Here is a 21,178-nt window from a genome sequence, read left to right on the forward strand (position 1 = left end):
CCTATCGGCCCCCGCGGACATCCCGGACGGGCGGTTCGTCACACTTGGGTTCCCTCGCGTACCGCTTCGGTGTCCTCGGTGAGCAGCCGCTCCAGGGCGGCCCGGTCCGGCAGCCCCTCGGGACGTACGACCTCGCCGCTGCGCACGTACAGGAACGCCGCCGTCACCGACTCGGGCGGCACGCCCTGCTGCTCGGCCCAGGCCAGCCGGTACACGGCGAGCTGGAGCGGGTCGGCGCTGTGGGCGCGGCCGGTCTTCCAGTCGACGATCTCGTACGTCACCCCGTCCTGGTCCTCGTGCCGGTAGACGGCGTCGATACGGCCCCGGACGACGCGTCCGGCGAGGGAGAACTGGAAGGGCACCTCGACCCGGTACGGGGTCCGGCGGGCGTACTCGGTGCGTTCGAACGCCTCCTTGAGGGCCTCCAGATCGCGTTCGTCGGCGATCTCGGCGTCGCTTCCGGGCAGCTCGTCCGGTTCCAGCAGGGGCAGGGTCAGCTCCTCGAAGCGGGTTTCGAGCCAGGCGTGGAACCGGGTGCCCCGGCGTGCGGCGGCCTGCGGGGGGCGCGGCATGGGACGCGCGAGTTCCTGCGCGAGCCCGTCCGGGTCCTCGGCGAGACGCAGCAGCTGGGAGGCGGTCAGGGTGGCGGGCAGGGGTACGTCCGTGACGGCCTGGCGGGAGCGGATCAGCTCTCCGGCGAGTGCGTCGAGGTCGCGGTCCCACGAGGCGATCGCACGGGCTTCCTCGGGGGTGAGGGGCGGCGGCGCGTGGCGTTCGTGGTCGCCGGGGCGGGGCCGCGCGGGCGTCTCCGGGGCGGGGGCAGTCGCCTGGTGGGGGACCGCGGGGCGGTCGGTGGTCCAGGAGTCCCAGTCGGCGGATTCGTCGGGTGCGTACGCGGCCTCGTCGTACGGCTCCTCGTACGGCTCCTCGTCGTCCGGTGGCGGGGGCCAGTCCGGGTCGTCGTAGGCCCCGGGGTCGTCGGGGCCGGCCGGCGGGTGGCCGTCGCCCTGGAGGGTGAGGGCGTCGAGGCGGGCGAGGACCGTCTCGGCGGCCGCGCGGCGGCGGGCCAGGGCGGTGTCGTCCAGCGGCAGGGGCCAAGCGTGCTCGGCGCCGGCCGTGTTCAGGGCCGGGTTCTCCTCGTCCTCGGCGGGCTCGTCCGCCCACGCCTCGATCTCGCCGTAGCCAGCGGCGCAGTGCTCGTACAGGGCGTGCAGGAAGCCGGAAGGCCCGCGCGGCTTCTTCTGGCTGGGGCCCCACCAGTGGCCGGAGCCGAGGAGGAGGGAGCGGGGGCGGGTGAAGGTGACGTAGCCGAGGCGGAGTTCCTCGGTGTGCTGGTGCTCCTTCATGGCCTCGTGGAAGGCCTTCATGCCGCGGGAGTCCCAGGACGTGACGTCGGGCAGGGTGGCGCTGTCGCCGCGCAGGGCGTGCGGCAGCACCTTGGCCTGCGCGGTCCACTTCTCGCGGCCCTTGCCGCTGGGGAACGTGCCGTCGACCAGCCCGGGGACGGCGACGACGTCCCACTCCAGGCCCTTGGCCTTGTGCGCGGTGAGCACCTTGACCGTGTTCTCGCCGCCGGGCAGGGCGTTGTCGAGGCCCTTCTCGTACTGGGCGGCGGTCCGCAGGAAGCCGAGGAAGGCCAGCAGGGTGGCCTCGTTGTCGCCGGCGGCGAAGGAGGCGGCGACGTCCAGGAAGTTCGACAGGGTCTCGCGGCGGCGGGCGGCCAGCGCGTGCGGGGACGCCGACAGTTCCACCTCCAGGCCGGTGACGGCGAGGACGCGGTGCAGGACGTCCATCAGCGGGTCGGACAGGGAGCGGCGCAGGTCGCGCAGTTCGGCGGCGAGACGGGCGAAGCGCACGCGCGCGTCCGGGGAGAACGGCAGCCCGTCGTCGTCCCCGCTCCCGTCGAGCGGTGTCTCCAGGAACGTGTCGAGGGCGTCCGCGAGCGAGATCACCTCCGCCGGGTCGACTCCTTCGACGGCCTCGGCGAGCCGGCGGTCGGGGTCGTCGGCGTCGCCCACGCGCGCGTGGGCGACGAGCAGGCGGGCCCGGCGGCCGAGCAGGGCGAGGTCGCGGGGCCCGATGCGCCAGCGCGGGCCGGTCAGCAGGCGGACCAGCGAGGCGTTGGCGCCTGGGTCCTGGAGGACCTCGCAGACGGCGACGAGGTCGGCGACCTCGGGCAGGTGCAGCAGCCCGGAGAGGCCGACCACCTCGACGGGGACGTCACGGGCGACGAGGGCGCCCTGGATCTCGGCGAAGTCGGTGGCCGTCCGGCACAGGACGGCGATCTCGCCGGGGGCCGTCCCGGTGCGCACCAGGTGGGCGATGGAGTCGGCGGTCCAGTCGATCTCCTCGCCGTGGGTGCGCAGCAGCGCGCAGCGGACCGTGCCGTCGTGCCCGGCGCCCGGGGCGGGGCGCAGGGCCTCCACGCCCGCGTGCAGGGCGCGCAGCGGCTCGGCGAGACCGTTGGCGAGGTCGAGCAGCCGGCCGCCGCTGCGGCGGTTCTCGCTGAGCGCCTGCCGGGTGGCGGGGCGGCCGTCGGCGTGGGCGAAGTGTTCGGGGAAGTCGTCCAGATTGGCGACGGAGGCGCCGCGCCAGCCGTAGATGGCCTGGCAGGGGTCGCCGACGGCGGTCACCGGGTGGCCGGTGCCGTCGCCGAAGAGGCCGGCCAGGAGGACCCGCTGGGCGACGGAGGTGTCCTGGTACTCGTCCAGGAGGACGACGTGGAACTCCGCGCGGAGCAGGCGGCCGACCTCGGGGACGCGGGCGAGGGCGGCGGACAGGGCGATCTGGTCGCCGAAGTCGAGCAGGTCCCGCTCGCGTTTGGCGGCCCGGTAGCGCAGGACGAGGTCGGCGAGTTCGCCGCGGGCGGTGGCCGTGTCGGGCACCTTGCGCAGGTCCGCGTTGCTGAGCTTGGCGCCCTCCAGGGTGTGCAGCAGGCCGGTGTCCCAGGCCCGCAGGTCCTCGGGGCGTACGAGGTGTTCGGCGAGTTCGGCGTCGAGGGCGAGGAGATCGCTGACGAGGTCGGCGAAGGAGCGGGTCAGCGCCGGATAGGGGCCGGGTGCCTCACGCAGCACGCGCGCGGCGAGTTGGTAGCGGGTGGCGTCGGCCAGCAGGCGGGAGGCGGGCTCCAGGCCGATGCGCAGGCCGTGGTCGGTCAGCAGCCGGCCGGCGAACGCGTGGTAGGTCGAGATGACCGGTTCGCCGGGCGGGTTGTCGGGGTCGATGACGTCCGGGTCGGTGACGCTGGCCTTGATCAGTGCCTTGCGGACGCGGTCGGCCAGTTCACCGGCGGCCTTGTTGGTGAAGGTCAGGCCGAGGACCTGTTCCGGGGCGACCTGCCCGGTGCCGACCAGCCAGACCACGCGGGCGGCCATCACGGTGGTCTTGCCCGATCCGGCTCCGGCCACGATCACCTGCGGGGCGGGAGGCGCGGTGACGCAGGCCATCTGCTCCGGGGTGAAGGGGATCCCCAGGAGCTCCTTGAGCTGCTCGGGATCGGTGATACGGGCGGGCATGTCGTCAGAGGCTAGCGGCGCCCACTGACAACCACTGCCGGGGCGGCCGGACGGGAAGCGAGAAGCGCAGGTCAGCGATGGTAGTGCCGTGCGTCACTCGACCACGTGCCGGCCCTCCGGCCGGGCGCTGCACGAGGCCTGGAAGGCGCAGTGCGTGCAGTGCTGGCCGGTGGTCGGGGTGAAGCGTTCGTCGAGGACCTTGCCGGCGGCGGTGGCCAGCAGGTCGCCGACCCACTCCCCCGACGGCGGTTCCTGCGCCTGCACCTTGGGCAGGCCCTCGCCGCCGTCCCGCTGGGCGGCGGGCTGTCTGAGGTGCACCAGTTCGGCGCCGCCGGCTTCCGGCCGTACGCCGTCGAACGCGGTGTCGACGGCGCCTTCGCGGACGGCGAGCTGGTAGACGGCCAGCTGGGGATGGCGGGCCACCTCGGCGGCGCTGGGGGCCTGCTTGCCGGTCTTGAAGTCCACGACGTAGGCACGCCCGTCGCCGTCCGCCTCGACCCGGTCGATCTGGCCGCGGATGCGGACCTGGTAGTCGCCCGCTTCGAGGGTGACGTCGAAGTCCTGCTCGCTGGCGACCGGGGTGCGGCCGGTGCGGTCGAGGACGTGCCAGTTCAGGAAGCGTTCGAGCGCCCCGCGCGCGTTGTCCTTCTCCTGCGCCGACTTCCAGGGCGCGTCGAAGGCGAGCGCGTTCCACACCGACTCCAGGCGTTCCATGAGGACGGCCAGGTCGGCGGGGGTGCGGCCGGAGGCGACCTCGTCGGCGAGGACGTGGACGACGTTGCCGAAGCCCTGGGCGGCGGTGGCGGGCGCGTCCGCCTTCACCTCCCGGCCCAGGAACCATTGCAGGGAGCAGGTGTTGGCGAGCTGGTCCAGGGCGCTTCCGGACAGGACGACGGGCTGGTCGCGGTGGCGCAGCGGCACCTTGCTCTCGGTCGGCTCGAACATGCCCCACCAGCGGTGCGGGTGCGCCGACGGCACCAGGGGGCGGCCGTCGTCGTCGGCGAGCGCGGCCAGCCGGGCCAGACGGTGAGCGGCGGCCTCCCGCAGCGCGGCCGAGGCGCCCGGGTCGACCGTGGTGGCGCGCAGCTCGGCGACGAGGGCGGCGACGTTGAGCGGGCGGCGGGGGCGGCCGGTGACGTCCTGCGGTTCGACGCCGAGTTCGGTGAGGAACCGGGACGGCTGGTCGCCGTCGTCGGCCGGTGCCTTCACCGCGGTGACGACGAGGCGCTCACGCGCGCGCGTGGCGGCCACGTAGAACAGGCGGCGCTCCTCGGCGAGCAGCGCGCCCGGCGTGAGCGGTTCGGCCAGTCCGTCGCGGCCGATGCGGTCGGCCTCCAGGAGGGAGCCGCGGCGCCGGAGGTCGGGCCACAGGCCCTCCTGGACCCCGGCGACGACGACGAGCCGCCACTCGAGGCCCTTCGAGCGGTGCGCGGTCATCAGGCGGACGGCGTCGGGGCGCACCGCGCGGCGGGCGAGCGTGTCGGCGGCGATGTCCTCGGCCTCGATCTGCTCCAGGAAGTTCAGGGCGCCCCGGCCGCCGGTGCGTTCCTCCGCGCGTGCGGCGGTGGCGAACAGCGCGCACACGGCGTCCAGGTCGCGGTCGGCGTTCCGGCCGGCGGCGCCACCGCGTCGTGCGGCGCGTTCCAGACGGGCGGGCCACGGGGTGCCCTCCCAGAGGTCCCAGAGCGCCTCCTCCGCCGTGCCGCCGCCCGCGAGGCGTGTCCGGGCCTCGCGCAGCAGAGCGCCGAGGCGCTGCGCCCCGCGCGCGTACGCGGGATCGTGCGCGACGAGGCGCTCCGGCTCGGCGAGTGCCCGCGCGAGCAGTTCGCCGGACGGCGGCGGCACCGGATTGCCGGCCGCCCGCTCCTCCTCCCGCAGGGCCCGCCCCAGCCGGCGCAGATCGGCGGTGTCCATGCCGGCGAGCGGGGAGGTGAGCAGGGTGAGGGCGGTCTCGGTGCCGAGCCAGTTGGTCCGCGGCAGCGCGTCGGCCGCGGCGGGGCGGGGCTCTGCGGGGCCGGCAGCCGCGAGCGGACGGGTGGCTTCGGCCGGCTCGACGGGGCTGGGGGCATCGGTCGGCACGGCGGGGCTGGGGGCTTCGGTCGGCACGGCCGGGCCGGAGGCATCAGTCGGCACGGCCGGGCCGGAGGCATCAGTCGGCACGGCCGGGCCGGAGGCATCAGTCGGCACGGCCGGGCCGGAGGCATCAGTCGGCACGGCCGGGCCGGGCGCTTCGGTCGGCACGGCCGGGCCGGGCGCTTCGGTCGGCACGGCCGGGCCGGGCGCTTCGGTCGGCACGGCCGGGCCGGGCGCTTCGGTCGGCTCGGCTTGCCTGGAGGGCCCCGCTTCGGCGCGGGCCACCGCGCGCAGGGCCGTCAGCAGGGGTGCCACCGCCGGTTCGTGGCGCAGGGGGAGGTCGTCGCCGTCGATGTCCAGGGGCACGCCGGCCGCCGTGAGGGCGCGGCGCAGGGTGGGGAGGGCGGAGCCCGCGCGGACGAGGACGGCCATGTCGCTCCAGGGGACGCCGTCCTCCAGGTGTGCCCGGCGCAGGATGTCGGCGATGTTGTCGACCTCCGTGCCGGCCGTCGGATAGGTGTAGGCCTCGACCCGGCCGCCGTCCGTGACCGGGCTCAGCCCGCGGTGGGCGCGGACCTTGTCGGCCGGGAGCCGGGTCAGCGGCATGCGCTGGGTGAGCAGGCGGGTCGCGGTCAGCAGGGCGGCACCCGAGCGGCGGGAGGTGCGCAGCACTTCGACGGGGGCGGGGCGGCCGTCCGCGCGCGGGAAGGCCGCCGGGAAGTCGAGGATGCCGCCCACGTCGGCCCCCCGGAAGGCGTAGATCGACTGGTCGGGGTCCCCGAGCGCGACCAGGGTGCGCCCGCCGCCCGCCAGCGCGTGCAGCAGCCGTACCTGGGCCGGGTCGGTGTCCTGGTACTCGTCGACGTACACGGCGTCGTACTGGGCGGCGAGCCGGGCCGCGACCTCGGGACGGCGGGCCAGCAGGACCGCGCGGTGGACCAGTTCCGCGTAGTCGACGACGCCCTGCAGGTCGAGCACGTCCAGGTACTCGGCGAGGAAAGCGGCGGCGGCCCGCCAGTCGGGGCGGCCGATGCGGCGGGCGAAGGAGTCCAGGGCGTCCGGGCCGAGGCCCAGCTCACGGCTGCGGGCGAGGACGGCGCGGACCTCGTCGGCGAAGCCGCGCGTGGTCAGGCAGGCGCGCAGCTCGTCCGGCCAGCGCACGTGCGTCAGCCCGAGCTGTTCCAGGTCGGGCTGGCCGGCGAGCAGCTCGCGGACGGTGACGTCCTGCTCGGGGCCGGACAGCAGCCGCAGCGGCTCGGCGAACAGTCCGCTGTCCTGGTGGGCGCGGACCAGGGCGTAGCCGTAGGAGTGGAAGGTGGTCGCCCGGGGCGCGCGAGCGGCGCCGATGCGCAGGGCCATGCGGTCGCGCAGTTCCATGGCGGCCTTGCGGCTGAACGTCAGTACCAGGATCCGCTCGGGGTCCGCGCCGCGGTCGATGCGCGCCGCGACGGACTCCACCAGCGTGGTGGTCTTGCCGGTGCCCGGGCCCGCGAGGACGAGAAGCGGACCGGCGCGGTGGTCAACCACGGCGCGCTGAGCGGCGTCCAGAGGAGGGGGAGCCAGTGCGGCGGGTGGCGTACGGACCAGTCGGTAAGCGCCACGGCTCCCCTGTCGCGCCGGGGGCTGCTGCAGGCGCCTGGTGGAGGAAGAGGAGCTCACGTGGTTCGCCGGTCCTGGTGGTCGTGCTGATGGTCGGACGGTCACGCGTGCGAGGCGGTGGCCGCGGGGTGGGGGGAAGACGCGCCGCCGACGCTACGCCGCCGCACCGGTCGGAAGCAGGGCTTCCGCTTCTTCCCCTACGACGCTCGGGCCACGCCTGTCCCTCACCTCACGAACGTACGTCATGCCACGGACGTCCCCGGTGTCCCTCGTACGGGCCACGAGGTGCCCACGCGGGCATCGGATGGCGGAAGCTGTCAGGTGTGACCCTCCGTGTCCGCGTCGCCGTCCCACCGGGCCCGCCGCATGTCGAGCCGCGGCAGGTGGCCCTCCGCCGCTCTGCTCGCCTCCTTCAGGGGTGTGCCCTCCGCGCGGTACCGGTCCAGGGCGCGCAGCTCGTGACCGGGGAGCAGTGCCCCGTCGGCGCGCACGACACGCCACCACGGGACGGCTCCGCCGTAGAGGGCCATCACACGGCCGACCTGGCGGGGCCCTCCCTCCTCCAGCCATTCCGCGACGTCCCCGTAGGTCATGACGCGGCCCGGCGGGATCCGTTCCGTGACTTCGAGGACCCGCTCGGCGTACTCGGGCAGCGCGTCCTCGGGCGCTCCACGGGGGTCGTCGGCAGGGCTCTGCTCGCTCATTCGCCCCATCCTGCCGCACCCCACCGACAGCCCGTGCCGCCCCGCACGGCTTCGGCCCTCTCGCCCGGGCGGGGCACTTCGGGCAGACTGTCCGCTCCGCATCGGCACCCTGATGCCCGTGTGTGTCGGTGGGGCATGCCACCATCGTGCGGGCGGTGACCGGTGATACGAGACCAAGAAGAGACCATGAAACAGCAGGGTGTGCACCCCGAAGGCGCGGAGGGCACCCCTGACGACGCCGCACGTCCCGACACCGCCCGGGCGGCCGCGGACGACACCGGCACGGACGACACCGGTGCGCATGGGGACGGTCCCCGCGCGCGGGAGAACGCGCCTCCCACGCGGGAGGACGACGACCGGGCGGAGAGTGACCGATCGGACGGTGACCTGACGGACGGCGGCGCCGGCGAGGAGACGGACGGCTCCGACGGCCCGCGGCCGGAACACGGTCCGGACGAGGCCGGCGATCCGCACGCCGAGGAGGTGGAGGGCGACGAGCCCCTCCTCCCCGCGCGCGTGCACCGCCCCTCCGACCTCATGCGGCTGCTGGTGGGCCTGCTCGCCATCATCGTGCTCTTCGCGATCGCCGCGTTCGCGCACGGCACCACCTCGGGCCTCGAACAGGACATCCACAAGGGCACCGGGCAGGCCCCCGACCTGCTGATCAAGATCGCCGGCCTGGCGTCCAGCATCGCCATCCTCCTGGTCCCGGTGGCCTTCGCGATCGAACGGCTGATCAAACGCGACGGACTGCGCATCGCCGACGGCGTCCTCGCCGCCGTGCTCGCCCACGGGGTGACCCTCGCGACCGACCTGTGGGTCGCCCGGGCCGCCCCGGACTCCATCCAGGAGGCGCTCACCCAGCCCTCACCGGGCGACATCCACGCCCTGACCGACCCGGTGCACGGCTACCTCGCGCCCGTCATCGCCTACATGACGGCCGTCGGCATGTCCCGCAGACCCCGCTGGCGCGCGGTGCTGTGGATCGTCCTGCTGCTCGACGCGTTCTCCATGCTGGTCACCGGCTACACCACCCCCTTCTCGATCATCCTCACCGTGCTCATCGGCTGGACCGTCGCCTACGGCACGCTGTACGCGGTCGGCTCCCCCAACGTGCGCCCCACCGGGCAGACCCTGATGGCGGGCCTGCGGCACGTCGGCTTCCACCCCGTCAGCGCGGCCCGCGAGGAGGTCGCCGAGGCGGAGACCGGCGACCGCGGCCGGCGCTACTTCGTCACCCTGGAGGACGGCCCCCCGCTGGACGTCACGGTGGTCGACCGGGAGCAGCAGGCCCAGGGCTTCTTCTACCGCGCGTGGCGCAACCTGACCCTGCGGGGCTTCGCCACCCGCTCCAGCCTGCAGTCGCTGCGCCAGGCGCTGGAGCAGGAGGCGCTCCTGGCCTACGCGGCGATCGCGGCCGGCGCCCACGCGCCCAAGCTCATCGCCACCTCCGAGCTGGGCCCGGACGCGGTGATGCTGGTCTACGAGCACACCGGCGGGCGCACCCTGGACTCGCTGGCCGAGGAGGAGATCACCGACGAGCTGCTGCGCAACACCTGGCACCAGGTGCGGGCCCTGCAGTCCCGCCGCATCGCGCACCGCAGGCTCGCGGGTGACGCCATTCTGGTGGATCGTTCCGGCAAGGTGATCCTCACGGAGCTGCGGGGCGGCGAGATCGCGGCCGGTGACCTGCTGCTGCGCATGGACGTCGCCCAGCTGGTCACGACGATCGGCCTGCGGGTGGGCGCGGAGCGCGCGGTCGCCTCCGCGGTCGGTGTGCTCGGCCCCGACGCGGTCGCCGACTGCCTGCCGATGCTCCAGCCCATCGCGCTGACGCGCTCCACGCGGGCGACGCTGCGCAGGCTGGGCCGGGAACGGGCCGAGCGGGAGCGCGAGGCGGTGCTGGAGGCGTCCCGGCAGACCAAGCAGGCCCGTCTGGACGAGGCTTCCGGCGACGCCGGGACCGTACTGGAGAAGCCCGACAAGAAGTCCGTACGCGCGGAGCAGCGGGCGGAGAAGCGGGCGATCGACGAGGCCATCGACGAGGCCCGCGAGGAGGATCTGCTCACTCAGATCCGGCACGAGGTGCTGCTCATCAGGCCGCAGGCACCGGTGGAGCCGGCCCGTCTGGAGCGGGTGCGGCCGCGGACGCTGATCAGCTTCATCGCCGGCGCGATCGGCGCCTACTACCTGCTGACCCAGCTCACCCACATCGAGTTCGGCACGCTGTTCGCGCAGGCCCAGTGGGGCTGGGTGATCGCCGCGGTGCTGTTCTCCGCGGCCAGCTACGTGGCCGCGGCGATGGCGCTGCTGGGGTTCGTCCCGGAACGGGTGCCGTTCGTGCGGACGGTCGCGGCCCAGGTCGCCGGGTCCTTCGTGAAGATCGTGGCACCGGCGGCGGTCGGCGGTGTCGCCCTGAACACGCGGTTCCTGCAGCGGGCGGGCGTGCGCCCCGGGCTCGCGGTGGCGAGTGTCGGCGCGTCGCAGCTGTTCGGGCTCGGCTGCCACATCCTGATGCTGCTGTCCTTCGGCTATCTGACCGGGACGGAGAAGACGCCGTCGCTGTCGCCGTCCCGGACGGTCATCGCGGGTCTGCTGACGGTCGCGGTGCTGGTGCTCGTCGTGACGTCGGTGCCGTTCCTGCGGAAATTCGTCGTCACGCGCGTGAGGTCGCTGTTCGCGGGTGTCGTGCCGCGCATGCTCGACGTGCTCCAACGGCCGCAGAAGCTCGTCACGGGTATCGGCGGCATGCTGCTGCTGACGGGCTGCTTCGTGATGTGTCTCGACGCCTCGATCCGCGCCTTCGGCGACGACTCGGCCTCCCTGAGCATCGCCAGCGTCGCCGTGGTGTTCCTCGCGGGCAACGCGCTCGGCTCCGCGGCGCCGACTCCGGGCGGGGTGGGCGCGGTCGAGGCGACGCTGACGGTCGGTCTGATCGCCGTGGGCCTGCCGAAGGAGGTCGCGGCCCCCGCCGTCCTGCTGTACCGCCTGCTGACCCTGTGGCTGCCGGTGCTGCCGGGCTGGCTGGCCTTCAACCACCTCACTCGCAAGGGCGCCCTGTAGGGGCAGACGGCGGGCGTCACGGGCGCGCACGGCGGGCGCCGGGCACGTGAGCGGGCGTCGCCGGGCGCGTAGGAAGGCGTGTGGAGGTCGTACCTCATACGGCCCGTGTCCCGCGCGCCCCGGCGTGCGCGCCCTGAGGATGGGAGCATGGCGAACCCCTCCCGGCCGCGTGCCGCCGCGCTGACCGCCACCGCCGTGCTGGTGTGCTCCCTGCTGGCGGGGTGTGGCGGCGGCTCCGAGCACGGGGACCTGACGGAGCAGAAGCTCGACTGGAAGGACTGCCCGGCCCCGTCGGAGGCGGAGGGCGGGGGCGACTCCCCGTCCCCGCTGCCGGGCGGCGGCCAGTGGCAGTGCGCCACCATGAAAGCCCCGCTGGACTGGAGCAAACCCAAGGGCGACACCATCGACCTCGCTCTGATCCGGGCCAGGTCCGACGGCGGCGCGGACAAACGGATCGGCTCGCTCGTCTTCAACTTCGGCGGGCCGGGCGGCAGCGGTGTCAGCACGCTGCCGGCCTTCGGCGAGGACTACGCCGCCCTGCGCACCCGCTACGACCTGGTCAGCTTCGACCCGCGCGGCGTCGGCCGGAGCGCGCCGGTGAAGTGCGAGAGCGACTCCCAGCTCGACGCCTACTTCCAGCAGGACGCCACGCCCGACGACAGCGCCGAGCGGGGCCAGTTGGTGAAGCGCACCAAGGACTTCAACGCGGCCTGCGAGAAGCACTCCAAGAAGATCCTGCCGCATGTCCGCACCACGGACGCGGCTCGTGACATGGATCTGATGCGCCAGGTCCTCGGCGACGACAAGCTGCACTACTTCGGCATCTCGTACGGCACCGAACTGGGCGGCGTGTACGCGCACTTGTTCCCCCAGCACGTCGGCCGGATGGTGCTGGACGCCGTCGTCGACCCGACGCAGGACCCCGAGCAGGGCGCGCTCGGCCAGGCCAAGGGCTTCCAGCTCGCGCTCGACAACTTCGCCGACGACTGCACCTCCAAGGCCACCGACTGCCCGATCGGCGCGACTCCGGAAGAGGTGAAGAACCGTATCGCCAAGCTGCTGACGGACCTGGAGAAGAAGCCGATCCCGGGTATCTTCCCGCGCCAGCTGACCCAGACCGCGGCGACCAACGGCATCGCACAGTCCCTCTACTCCAAGGACTTCTGGGAGTACCTCACCGAGGGCCTGCAACAGGCGTACGACGGCGACGGCAAGATCCTCATGCTGCTGTCCGACTCGATGAACGGCCGGGACCAGAACGGCGAGTACAGCAACATCACCGCGGCCAACATCGCCATCAACTGCTCCGACGAGAAGCAGCGGTACACCACGGACGACGTCCAGCGGAAGCTGCCCGACTTCCGGGCCGCTTCCCCGCTGTTCGGGGACTACCTGGCCTGGGGCATGGTCAGCTGCACCGACTGGGCCGTGCCCGGCGCCGCCGACCACCCCGACGTCAGCGCGCCTGGTGCGGCGCCCATCCTCGTCGTCGGCAACACCGGCGATCCGGCCACGCCGTACGAGGGCGCGAAGAAGATGGTGGACGCGCTGGGCAAGGGTGTCGCCGTCGAGCTGACGTACAAGGGGCAGGGGCACGGGGCCTACGACAGCAAGAACAAGTGCGTGCAGGGCGCGGTGAACGGCTATCTGCTCGACGGGAAGGTCCCCAAGGCCGGCACGGTCTGTTCATAGAACCTCACGGGCGCACTGAAATCGCAGGTCAGAGCGTTATCCACAGGCTGTCACGGGCTCGGGGCGATCCGCCTACCATGGCGTGAACGCCCGCCGCGGCACGAAGCGGAGGGCCTGTGACGGGGGGTGCGCGATGGCGCGATTCCTGCGGTGGACGGCCGCCGCGGTCGCCGTGCTGCTGACGGCCGGGTGCGGTGGTTCGCCGGGCGGGGGCGGGAACAGGGACGAGGGCAAGGGGACGGGAGGGACGGCCGCGCCGGCGCCGTCGTCCGCCGGGAAGCTGCCCTCCTCGCTCACCGCGCAGCGGCTCGACTGGCGCCGCTGTCCGGCCACCGGCGGGTCACCTGCGCCGGGTGACGCCTGGCGGTGCGCGACGCTCAAGGTGCCGCTCGACTGGTCGAAGCCCGGGGGGACGACGATCGGGCTCGCCCTGATCCGCGGACGGGCCACCGGATCCGACCGCATCGGCTCGCTGCTGTTCAACTTCGGCGGCCCCGGCGGCTCGGGGGTGTCGACGATGCCGTACTACGACGCCACGGTCGCCTCCTTGCGCGAGCACTACGACGTGGTGAGCTGGGATCCTCGCGGGGTCGGTGCCAGCGAGGGCGTCCGATGCCGCGGTGACCGGGACATCGCGGCCGCCGAGAGGATCGACGCCACCCCGGACACACCGGCCGAGGAGAAGGCGTACCTCCAGGACGCCGTCGCCTTCGGCCGGGGCTGCCAGAAGTCCGCCGGGAAGCTGATGGCGCATGTGTCGACGACCGACACGGCACGCGACATGGACCTGATGCGCCAGGTCCTCGGCGACCCGGCCATACACTACTTCGGCATCTCGTATGGCACGGAGCTCGGCGGGGTCTACGCGCACCTGTTCCCGAAGAAGGTCGGCCGGATGGTGCTGGACGCGGTCGTCGACCCCACCGCGGACACCGTGGGCCACGCGGAGAACCAGACCCGGGGCTTCCAGCGGGCGCTCGACGACTATCTGAAGTCCACCGGCCAGGACCCGCGGCAGGGCTCGCGGAAGATCGCGGACCTGCTGACCCGGCTCGACGCGAAGCCGCTGCCGACCGCTTCCAGCAGGCCGCTGACCCAGACGCTGGCGACCACCGGCATCGCCCTGGCGATGTACAGCAAGGCGAGCTGGCCGACGCTGACCGGCGCCCTGAGGTCCGCGGAGCGGGGCGACGGCTCGGGGCTGCTGGCGCTGGCCGACCGGTACGACGAGCGGGACGCCTCGGGGCACTACGGCACGACGAGCCATGCGCAACGGGTCATATCGTGCCTGGACGACCGGCAGCGGCCCACTCCGGAACGGACGAGGAGGCTGCTGCCCCGCTTCGAGCGGATCTCACCGGTGTTCGGGGACTTCCTGGGCTGGGACATGGCCGGCTGGTGCCACGACTGGCCGGTGCCGGGCCAGTTCGACACGCCGCAGGTGAGCGCCCCGGGAGCGGCACCGATCCTGCTCGTCGGCAACACCGGCGACCCGGCGACCCCGTACGAGGGTGCCCGCAGAATGGCCGACGAACTGGGCAAGGGTGTCGGTGTCGAACTCACCTGGAAGGGCGAGGGACACGGGGCCTACGGCAACGGCAGCGACTGCGTCGACTCGACGGTGAACGCCTACCTGCTGCACGGCACGGTGCCGAAGGACGGCACGGTCTGCTCATGACGACGGCGGGGGCTCCGTGCACCGTCGGTGCGCGAAACCCCCGCCGTTCAGACCACCGGTGGGGCCGGGGAACCGGCTCAGTAGACCGGCTTGTCCGGCTCGATCTGGTTGACCCAGCCGATCACGCCGCCGCCGACGTGGACCGCGTCCGCGAAGCCCGCGGACTTCAGGACGGCGAGGACTTCCGCACTGCGGACACCCGTCTTGCAATGCAGGACGATCTTCTTGTCCTGCGGCAGGCTCTCCAGGGCGGAGCCCATCAGGAACTCGTTCTTCGGGATCAGCTTGGCGCCCGGGATGGAGACGATCTCGTACTCGTTCGGCTCGCGGACGTCGATGATCTCGATGTTCTCGCCGTCGTCGATCCACTCCTTGAGCTGCTTGGGAGTGATCGTCGCGTCGGCCGCCGCCGCCTGGGCCTCCTCGGAGACGACGCCGCAGAAGGCCTCGTAGTCGATGAGCTCGGTGACGGTCGGGTTGTCGCCGCAGACCGCGCAGTCGGGGTCCTTGCGGACCTTGACCTGGCGGTACTGCATCTCCAGGGCGTCGTAGATCATCAGCCGGCCGACCAGCGGCTCACCGATGCCCGCGAGGAGCTTGATGGCCTCGTTGACCTGGATGGAGCCGATGGACGCGCAGAGCACGCCCAGCACGCCGCCCTCGGCGCAGGAGGGGACCATGCCCGGAGGCGGGGGCTCCGGGTAGAGGCAGCGGTAGCAGGGGCCGTGCTCGGACCAGAACACCGAGGCCTGGCCGTCGAAGCGGTAGATCGAACCCCACACGTACGGCTTGTTCAGCAGCACACAGGCGTCGTTGACCAGGTAGCGGGTCGCGAAGTTGTCCGTGCCGTCGACGATGAGGTCGTACTGGCTGAAGATGTCCATCACGTTGTCGGCCTCGAGCCGCACCTCGTGGAGGACCACGTTCACCAGCGGGTTGATCCCCTTGACGGTGTCCCGCGCGGACTCGGCCTTGGAGCGGCCGATGTCGGACTGGCTGTGGATGACCTGGCGCTGCAGGTTCGATTCGTCGACCTCGTCGAAGTCCACGATGCCGAGCGTGCCCACGCCCGCCGCGGCCATGTACATCAGCCCCGGCGAGCCCAGGCCACCGGCGCCCACAAACAGCACCTTGGCGTTCTTCAGCCGCTTCTGCCCGTCCATCCCGACGTCGGGGATGATCAGGTGGCGGGAGTACCGGCGAACCTCGTCTACGGTGAGCTCAGAAGCTGGCTCGACCAGGGGTGGCAGCGACACGGGGACTCCGTTGGTCGGTCAATCACTACGGTTGTTCTCTCCGTAACACTGCCACGGCCATCTTCATTCCGAGACACCTGTTCCGATACGCGAGACGATTTCGTCCCAGTAACCGGGCATGGTCTCCCAGGGGTCCACGCGCCCACCGCGATCGGTGTGGTCGGTGAGGTAGATCGTGGCGGCGCCCTGCCAGCGCGCGATGCGCAGTGCCTCGTCGAGGTGGCCCAGCGGCACGCCGTGCACGAAGTGGCAGAAGCGGTCCGGCGGATAGTCCGCGGTCCATTCGGCGACCTGCGACCAGCGGTAGGCGGACCAGGGGCCGGAGAAGGTCACCAACTGGTCGGCGCTCTCGGCGAAGCCCGGGTGCGGGTGGGTGCCGTGGCCGAGGACGATGTGAGCGTCCTCACGCAGCGCCCGCAGGCAGGCGACGGTGCGGCGCACCTCGGGGAGCGCGGTCCGCTCGGCGGGGCAGTGGTCGATCAGGAAGCCGTCGACCTGGTACCAGTCGAGGTAGCGGTGGGCGTCGGGAAGCAGGTCCGGGAGGCCGCTGCCCCGGACGCCGCTCCCCCGCCCCCCGGTGTGCCCGCTGCCGTACCCGCCGTAGTGGCCGCCAGGTCCCCTGCCGGGGTCGGCGTCCAGGTGGCCGAGGACGCGGACGCCGGCGTTGCGCAGCCGGCCTGCCGCCTCCAGGCAGTGCGGGTCGGGACGGGTGCCGGGCCCGGCGGCGACGTTGAGCACCACCCAGTCCACGGGCGCGCCGGGGCGGGCGAGTTCGGCCCACTGGGCGGGGGCGACGAGGGGGTGGGCGTAGCCGGGGACGCCGAGGGCGGTGCGTACGCCGGTGCCGGTGGCGCCTGGCGTGGTGCTGGTCAGATGCGGCATGCCGCCTCCATCCAGATGTCTGCCAGGGATTCTTCGAGGTTGATCCGGGGGCGCCAGCCGAGCCGGTCGCGGGCGGTGCGTACGTCGGCCTGCTGCCAGCTGCCGCAGCCGTCGGGGTACGGGTACGCGACCGGTGACGCGTGGTCGGAGTCGGGGCGGGGGTGCCCGATGGCGGCGCGCAGGGGTCCGGGCGGAGCGTCGAGTTCGTGGAGTGCGCCGCCGTATCCGGCGACGCGGGCGAGGACGGCGGCCGCGTCGCGCAGCCGGACGGCGCGGCCGGAGCCGATGTTGATGACGCCCTGCGCGGCCGAGAGCGAGGCGGCGTGCACGGCGCGGGCGACGTCGCGGACGTCGACGAAGTCCCGCTGGACACCGAGGCCGCCGAGCTTCAGCTCGCAGTCGCCGGACTGCATGGCGCGGCGCATGGCCTCGGCGAGCCGGCCGAGCGGCGAGCCCGCCGGGGTGCCCGGCCCGGCGGGTGAGAACACGCGGAGCACGACGGCGTCCAGGCCGGAGCCGAGGACCAGTTCGGTCGCGGCGAGCTTGCTGACGCCGTACGGGCCGCCGGGCCGGGGTACGGCGTCCTCGGCCGTGGAGGAGCCGGGCTGGCTGGGCCCGTACTCGGCGCTGCACCCGAGTTGTACCAGGCGGGCGCCGCAGCCGCTGCGCCGCAGCGCCTCGCAGACGGTGGCCACGGCGACGGTGTTGTGCCGGGTCAGGTCGCGGGCGCCGCCCCGGGTGGCTCCGGCGCAGTTGACGACGACGCCGGGGTGGACCGCGTCGAGGAAGCGGGTGAGCGCGCCGGGGCTGCCGGTGGCGAGGTCGAAGCGGACGTCGGCGTCGTCGCCCCGGCCGAGCGCGGTGAGCTGGACGGCGGGGTCGGCGAGCAGGCGGTCGGCCACGAAGCGGCCGAGGTATCCGTTGGCTCCGATCAGCAGGACCCTCATCGGGCGGCTCCCGGAGTGTGCGTTCCGGCTGTTCCGGAGCTTGTGGACGCTCCGGGTCGGGAGGTGGTCATCTGGTCTTCTCCTTCGCGGGGATGGTGGGGTCGCCTCCGGCGTGCCGGGCGCCTGCGGCCGGATTGGGGTGCCGCCACGCGGATGCGGTGGTCGGCGGTCTGGGTGCCGTCGGGGAACGGCGGGTGACGGTGGTCTGCGCGGCGCCCCGGACCGGGCGGGTGACGGTGGTCTGGATGCCGTCCACAGCCGGGCGGGTGACGGTGGTCTGGATGCCGTCCACAGCCGGGCGGGCGGCGGTGGTCTGGATGCCGTCCACAGCCGGGCGGGCGGCGGTGGTCTGGATGCCGTCCACAGCCGGGCGGGCGGCGGTGGTCTGGATGCCGTCCACAGCCGGGCGGGCGGCGGTGGTCTGGATGCCGCCGCTCGTCGGGCCGGCTGCCGGGGCCGGCGCGGTCCCGGTGCCGTCGTGCGCCGGGCGGATCGCTGCGGGCGCGCAGCCGTCGCACGCCGGGCGGATGGCGGTGGACCGGCGCCGGGGTAGGGCAGGGGGCGGGGGCGGCAGGAGCGTCACTCGGGGGCTCCCGTCGGTGCGTGGGCCGAGGCCCGGGTGAGGGTGCGGGTCGCGTGGAGCAGCAGGACCAGTGCGGCGGTGCCGCAGGCCAGTGCCGGGACGCTGCCGGGCCCCCACTTGTCCACGAGGGTGTCGACGGGGGTGGCCAGGAAGGCGCAGCCCGGCAGCCGGCCGGCCAGGGCCAGGGCGGGGGCCGCCGCCTCGGTCATCGCCGCCGCGGCGAGGGCGAGTGCGGGGGCGTACCGGCGACGGTGCGCGGTGAGGAGGCGGGCGAGCAGCAGGAGGGCGCCGAGGGTGAGGGTCTGCGGGTAGGCCGCCGGCTCGTGCAGCAGGCCGCCGCACAGGGTGAGTAGGGCGGCGAGGGCGCCGAGGAACAGGGCGAAGGCGCCCCACAGCAGCGGTTGTGCGGCGGCCGTGAACTCGTCCAGGCCACGGCAGCGGGCGAGCCTGCGGCGGGCGCCCGCGGTGAGCAGGTGGGCGCACCAGGCCGCCGGGGCACAGGCCAGTAGGAGCGCCAGGGCGGGTGCGGTGGCGAGGGGCCACGGGTCGTCCGCCGCACCGGTCGGCAGGCTGTCGGGGCCGCCTTCGACGACAGAGCGCAGGAGTCCGTCGCCGAGGACGGCGTAGCCGAGGAGCCAGAGGGTGCACGCCCGTGTGCCGGCCGCGGCGCGCCACGCACGCGTGCCCAGGGGCGCTCTCAGGGGGCCGCGACGCAGGGCCGCGCGGACCGCGAGGGACACCATGAACAGCCCGACCACGACCAGCAGCGGGCGGACCCGGCCGTGGGTGAGGTGCAGCCCCGCCACGACGGCCGTGCCGAGGGCGCCCGGCAGGAGGCTGAGCAGTACCCAGTCCGCACGGACGCGGGGCGTGGGCAGGGGCTCGGCGGCCGGGGCGGGTTCGCCGTCGCGGGGCACGCGCGCGTACAGCTCCTCGGCGAGGGAGAAGACGTCCCGGTGCCGGAACCGGGCGGCGGTGCGATCGGTGACGCCGTGCGCCTCCAGACCGGCGGCGATCTCCAGCGGGTCGACGGCGCGCTCGCACAGGTCGCGGTGCCGGTGCAGCAGGGCTTTGACGGGGTCGGCGGGACCACGACGAGGGGTGGCCGTACGGCTCGCGGCGTCCACCGCCGTACGGGACGGGGACGGGGCTTCCTGCGCCGATGCCACGGAAGAGGAAGAGGTGGAGGGGCCGGCAAGAGCGACCGAGTCGTGGCTGTCGCGCGACGGACCGTCCAGCCATTGAGCCGACCGCGCGTCCCACGCCTCCGCGCCGCTCGGCGCCGCGGGCAGGTCCGCACGGGCCGGCTCGTTCGCGCTCGGGCCAGCGCCTCTCCCGGATCCGCCTCGGGTGGTGTCCGCCCCGCCAGGGGCGCTCCCGCCGGTGCTCATCGGGCCCCCTCGGTCGCCGCCAGGGTGGTGGCGCTCACGGGAGTGGTGGCGGCCCAGCCCGGGGTGGCGCGGGTGGTGGGGCCGGTCCAGTGGCCGGGGACGTGGGCCTCCGGCGGGGTGGCGAACGGCAGGGGTTCACCGGTCTCGCCGAGCACGACGCGGTGCACCGGGCAGTGCGATACGATCTCCAGGTAAATGCCGTGAAATGCCGCGATGTTCTGCTCGACGGTGAACAGTTCGAGCGCGCGGGCCCGGGCAGCCGCGCCCAGGCGCTCACGGCGCTCGGGGTCGCGCAGCAGCGCCCCGCACGCCTCGGCGAGCGCCCGCGGATTGCGCGGGGGCACGACGAGACCTGTCCCGCCGATGACCTCCACCACCGCGCCGGCGTCCGTGGACACCGTGGCACGGCCGCAGAACATGGCTTCGACGAGGCTGATCGGGAAGCCCTCGACGACGCTGGACAGGACGACGACCGCTCCGGAGGCGTACGCATCGGCCGGCGTCGGGGCCTCGGGGCCGCCCATCTCCTCGAAGGAGACGGGGTTGTCCCCGACGGCGTGCACGCCCTCCGCCTCGTCCGGGAAGAGTTGCGCCGCCAGCGCCCGGCAGTGGCCCAGGTAGGCCTCGCCCTCCGGCCCCGCCGGGGCTCCGACGATGCGCAGGCGTGCCTTGGGCCGCTCCTTGCGGATCTCGGTGAAGGCGTGCAGGAGGGACACCAGGTCCTTGGCCGGCTCCACTCGCCCGACCCAGACCAGGGTGTCCGGGTCGGCCCGGTCGGGTGCCTCGCCGACCTCGGCGAAGGGTTCGGCGTCCATGCCGGGGTAGACCGTGCGGATCTTGGCACGGTCGGCGCCGCAGCGCTCCTGCCAGCGCCGCGCGTGCGCGTTGCCGGGGGTGATGACGGCGGCCCGGCGGTAGGTCTCGGCGGCCAGCCGGCCGTGGAAGGCGGCGAGCAGGGCGCGCACGGCGGGGGCGGCGGCGTCGGGGCCAGCGTCGGGACCGAGGCCCAGGTAGTGCGAGCGGAGCCGCACGCCGTACTCGGTGACCAGCAGAGGTACGTCGGAGAAGTGCCGGGCCAGCAGTCCGGGCAGGGCGGCGGGGCCGCCGGCGGTGGCGTGGCAGAGGTCCGCCGCGCCGAGGCCGTCGTCGCCGTACCAGTCGAGGGAGAGGGGGCGCAGGGCGCGTTCGAGGTGGGCCGCGACGGTGAGCAGGTCGGGCACCCGCGCCTCGCGCGCCGTGCGCGGCGCGCCGGGGGCGCGGCAGGCGCGCTCCAGAGTGCGCACGGCGGTGTCGGAGCGGAGCGCCGCCACCACTCCGCCTTCGTCGCGGGCGAGTTCGGCGAGGCCGTACAGCGCACTGCCGAAACGGTCCGCCATGTGAGAGCACGGGGCAACGGAGTCCTCGGAGCCGTCCGGTCCGGGGGCGGTCGCGGCGTCGGTGCCCAGCGCCGCGACCAGTTCGCCGTAGCACTCGGTGAACCTGCGGCGTGCGCGCCTGCCGTACACGACACCGTCGTCCTCGGCCGTCCACAGCGGGGCCGTCCGCACCCGGCTGACCTGCGGTGGGAGCGGGACCCAGCCCTCTTCTTCCTGCTGCCGGCCGCGGCTGAGCGCATGGACGTCGAAGTCGTGCTGCCCGAGCCCGCGCACGAGCCGGTCGCACCAGAGCCTGGCGTCACCGCTCACATACGGATAGCCACCTTCCGTAAGCAGTCCGATGCGCACGTGTGCACCCCCGATCTCCCGTGAGTCGGAGCCGCCGTTGACCCCGGCGGCTCGCAGCGGGACGAACGTAT

General features: G+C 74.0%; 12 protein-coding genes. 3 read left to right on the forward strand and 9 right to left on the reverse strand.

Features of this window, described 5'->3' with window-relative positions; translation table 11 throughout:
• Positions 1–38: 38 nt before the first annotated feature.
• The 3 genes from DBP14_RS10195 to DBP14_RS10205 form a co-directional block, all read right to left on the reverse strand.
• Positions 39–3,515, reverse strand: coding sequence for a UvrD-helicase domain-containing protein (locus DBP14_RS10195; protein WP_129306749.1), 3,477 nt, complete (start codon positions 3,513–3,515; stop codon positions 39–41).
• Positions 3,516–3,608: 93 nt separating this feature from the next.
• A complete protein-coding gene (locus DBP14_RS10200; RefSeq protein ID WP_164992508.1) occupies positions 3,609–7,151 on the reverse strand; it encodes a UvrD-helicase domain-containing protein in 3,543 nt (1,180 codons plus the stop codon).
• Positions 7,152–7,504: 353 nt separating this feature from the next.
• A complete protein-coding gene (locus tag DBP14_RS10205) occupies positions 7,505–7,891 on the reverse strand; it encodes an MGMT family protein (protein ID WP_129306752.1) in 387 nt (128 codons plus the stop codon).
• A gap of 186 nt (positions 7,892–8,077) precedes the next feature.
• Between DBP14_RS10205 and DBP14_RS10210 the strand changes: the two genes are divergently transcribed.
• The 3 genes from DBP14_RS10210 to DBP14_RS10220 all read left to right on the forward strand — a co-directional run bounded on the left by DBP14_RS10210 (position 8,078) and on the right by DBP14_RS10220 (position 14,324).
• Positions 8,078–10,954 carry a lysylphosphatidylglycerol synthase transmembrane domain-containing protein gene (locus DBP14_RS10210; RefSeq protein ID WP_129306754.1) on the forward strand — a complete coding sequence of 959 codons (2,877 nt, stop codon included), beginning with the start codon at positions 8,078–8,080 and terminating at the stop codon, positions 10,952–10,954.
• A gap of 147 nt (positions 10,955–11,101) precedes the next feature.
• Entirely contained in the window at positions 11,102–12,646 is a 1,545-nt protein-coding gene (locus DBP14_RS10215) for an alpha/beta hydrolase (RefSeq protein ID WP_129306756.1), read from the forward strand.
• A gap of 133 nt (positions 12,647–12,779) precedes the next feature.
• Positions 12,780–14,324 carry an alpha/beta hydrolase gene (locus DBP14_RS10220; protein ID WP_129306757.1) on the forward strand — a complete coding sequence of 515 codons (1,545 nt, stop codon included), beginning with the start codon at positions 12,780–12,782 and terminating at the stop codon, positions 14,322–14,324.
• A gap of 77 nt (positions 14,325–14,401) precedes the next feature.
• Here the strand turns inward: DBP14_RS10220 and moeZ are convergent, their stop codons facing one another.
• The 6 genes from moeZ to DBP14_RS10250 all read right to left on the reverse strand — a co-directional run bounded on the left by moeZ (position 14,402) and on the right by DBP14_RS10250 (position 21,107).
• On the reverse strand, positions 14,402–15,580 hold the full coding sequence (gene moeZ / locus DBP14_RS10225) for an adenylyltransferase/sulfurtransferase MoeZ (protein WP_129306758.1): 1,179 nt from the start codon (positions 15,578–15,580) through the stop codon (positions 14,402–14,404).
• Between the two features lie 63 nt (positions 15,581–15,643).
• Positions 15,644–16,462 (reverse strand): spherulation-specific family 4 protein, encoded by an 819-nt coding sequence (locus tag DBP14_RS10230; RefSeq protein ID WP_129306760.1) that lies wholly within the window; start codon positions 16,460–16,462, stop codon positions 15,644–15,646.
• On the reverse strand, positions 16,450–17,409 hold the full coding sequence (locus DBP14_RS10235) for an NAD-dependent epimerase/dehydratase family protein (protein WP_129306763.1): 960 nt from the start codon (positions 17,407–17,409) through the stop codon (positions 16,450–16,452). Before DBP14_RS10235 ends, DBP14_RS10230 begins: the two co-directional genes overlap by 13 nt.
• Before the next feature lie 67 nt (positions 17,410–17,476).
• Positions 17,477–17,992 carry a hypothetical protein gene (locus DBP14_RS10240; RefSeq protein WP_129306765.1) on the reverse strand — a complete coding sequence of 172 codons (516 nt, stop codon included), beginning with the start codon at positions 17,990–17,992 and terminating at the stop codon, positions 17,477–17,479.
• Complete coding sequence (locus tag DBP14_RS10245; RefSeq protein ID WP_241740861.1) at positions 17,989–19,161, reverse strand: hypothetical protein; 1,173 nt, start codon at positions 19,159–19,161, stop codon at positions 17,989–17,991. Before DBP14_RS10245 ends, DBP14_RS10240 begins: the two co-directional genes overlap by 4 nt.
• Positions 19,162–19,379: 218 nt before the next feature.
• Positions 19,380–21,107 (reverse strand): DUF3492 domain-containing protein, encoded by a 1,728-nt coding sequence (locus tag DBP14_RS10250; protein ID WP_129306767.1) that lies wholly within the window; start codon positions 21,105–21,107, stop codon positions 19,380–19,382.
• Positions 21,108–21,178 lie beyond the last annotated feature (71 nt).

It is taken from the genome of Streptomyces sp. L2, assembly GCF_004124325.1.
Taxonomy (GTDB): domain Bacteria; phylum Actinomycetota; class Actinomycetes; order Streptomycetales; family Streptomycetaceae; genus Streptomyces.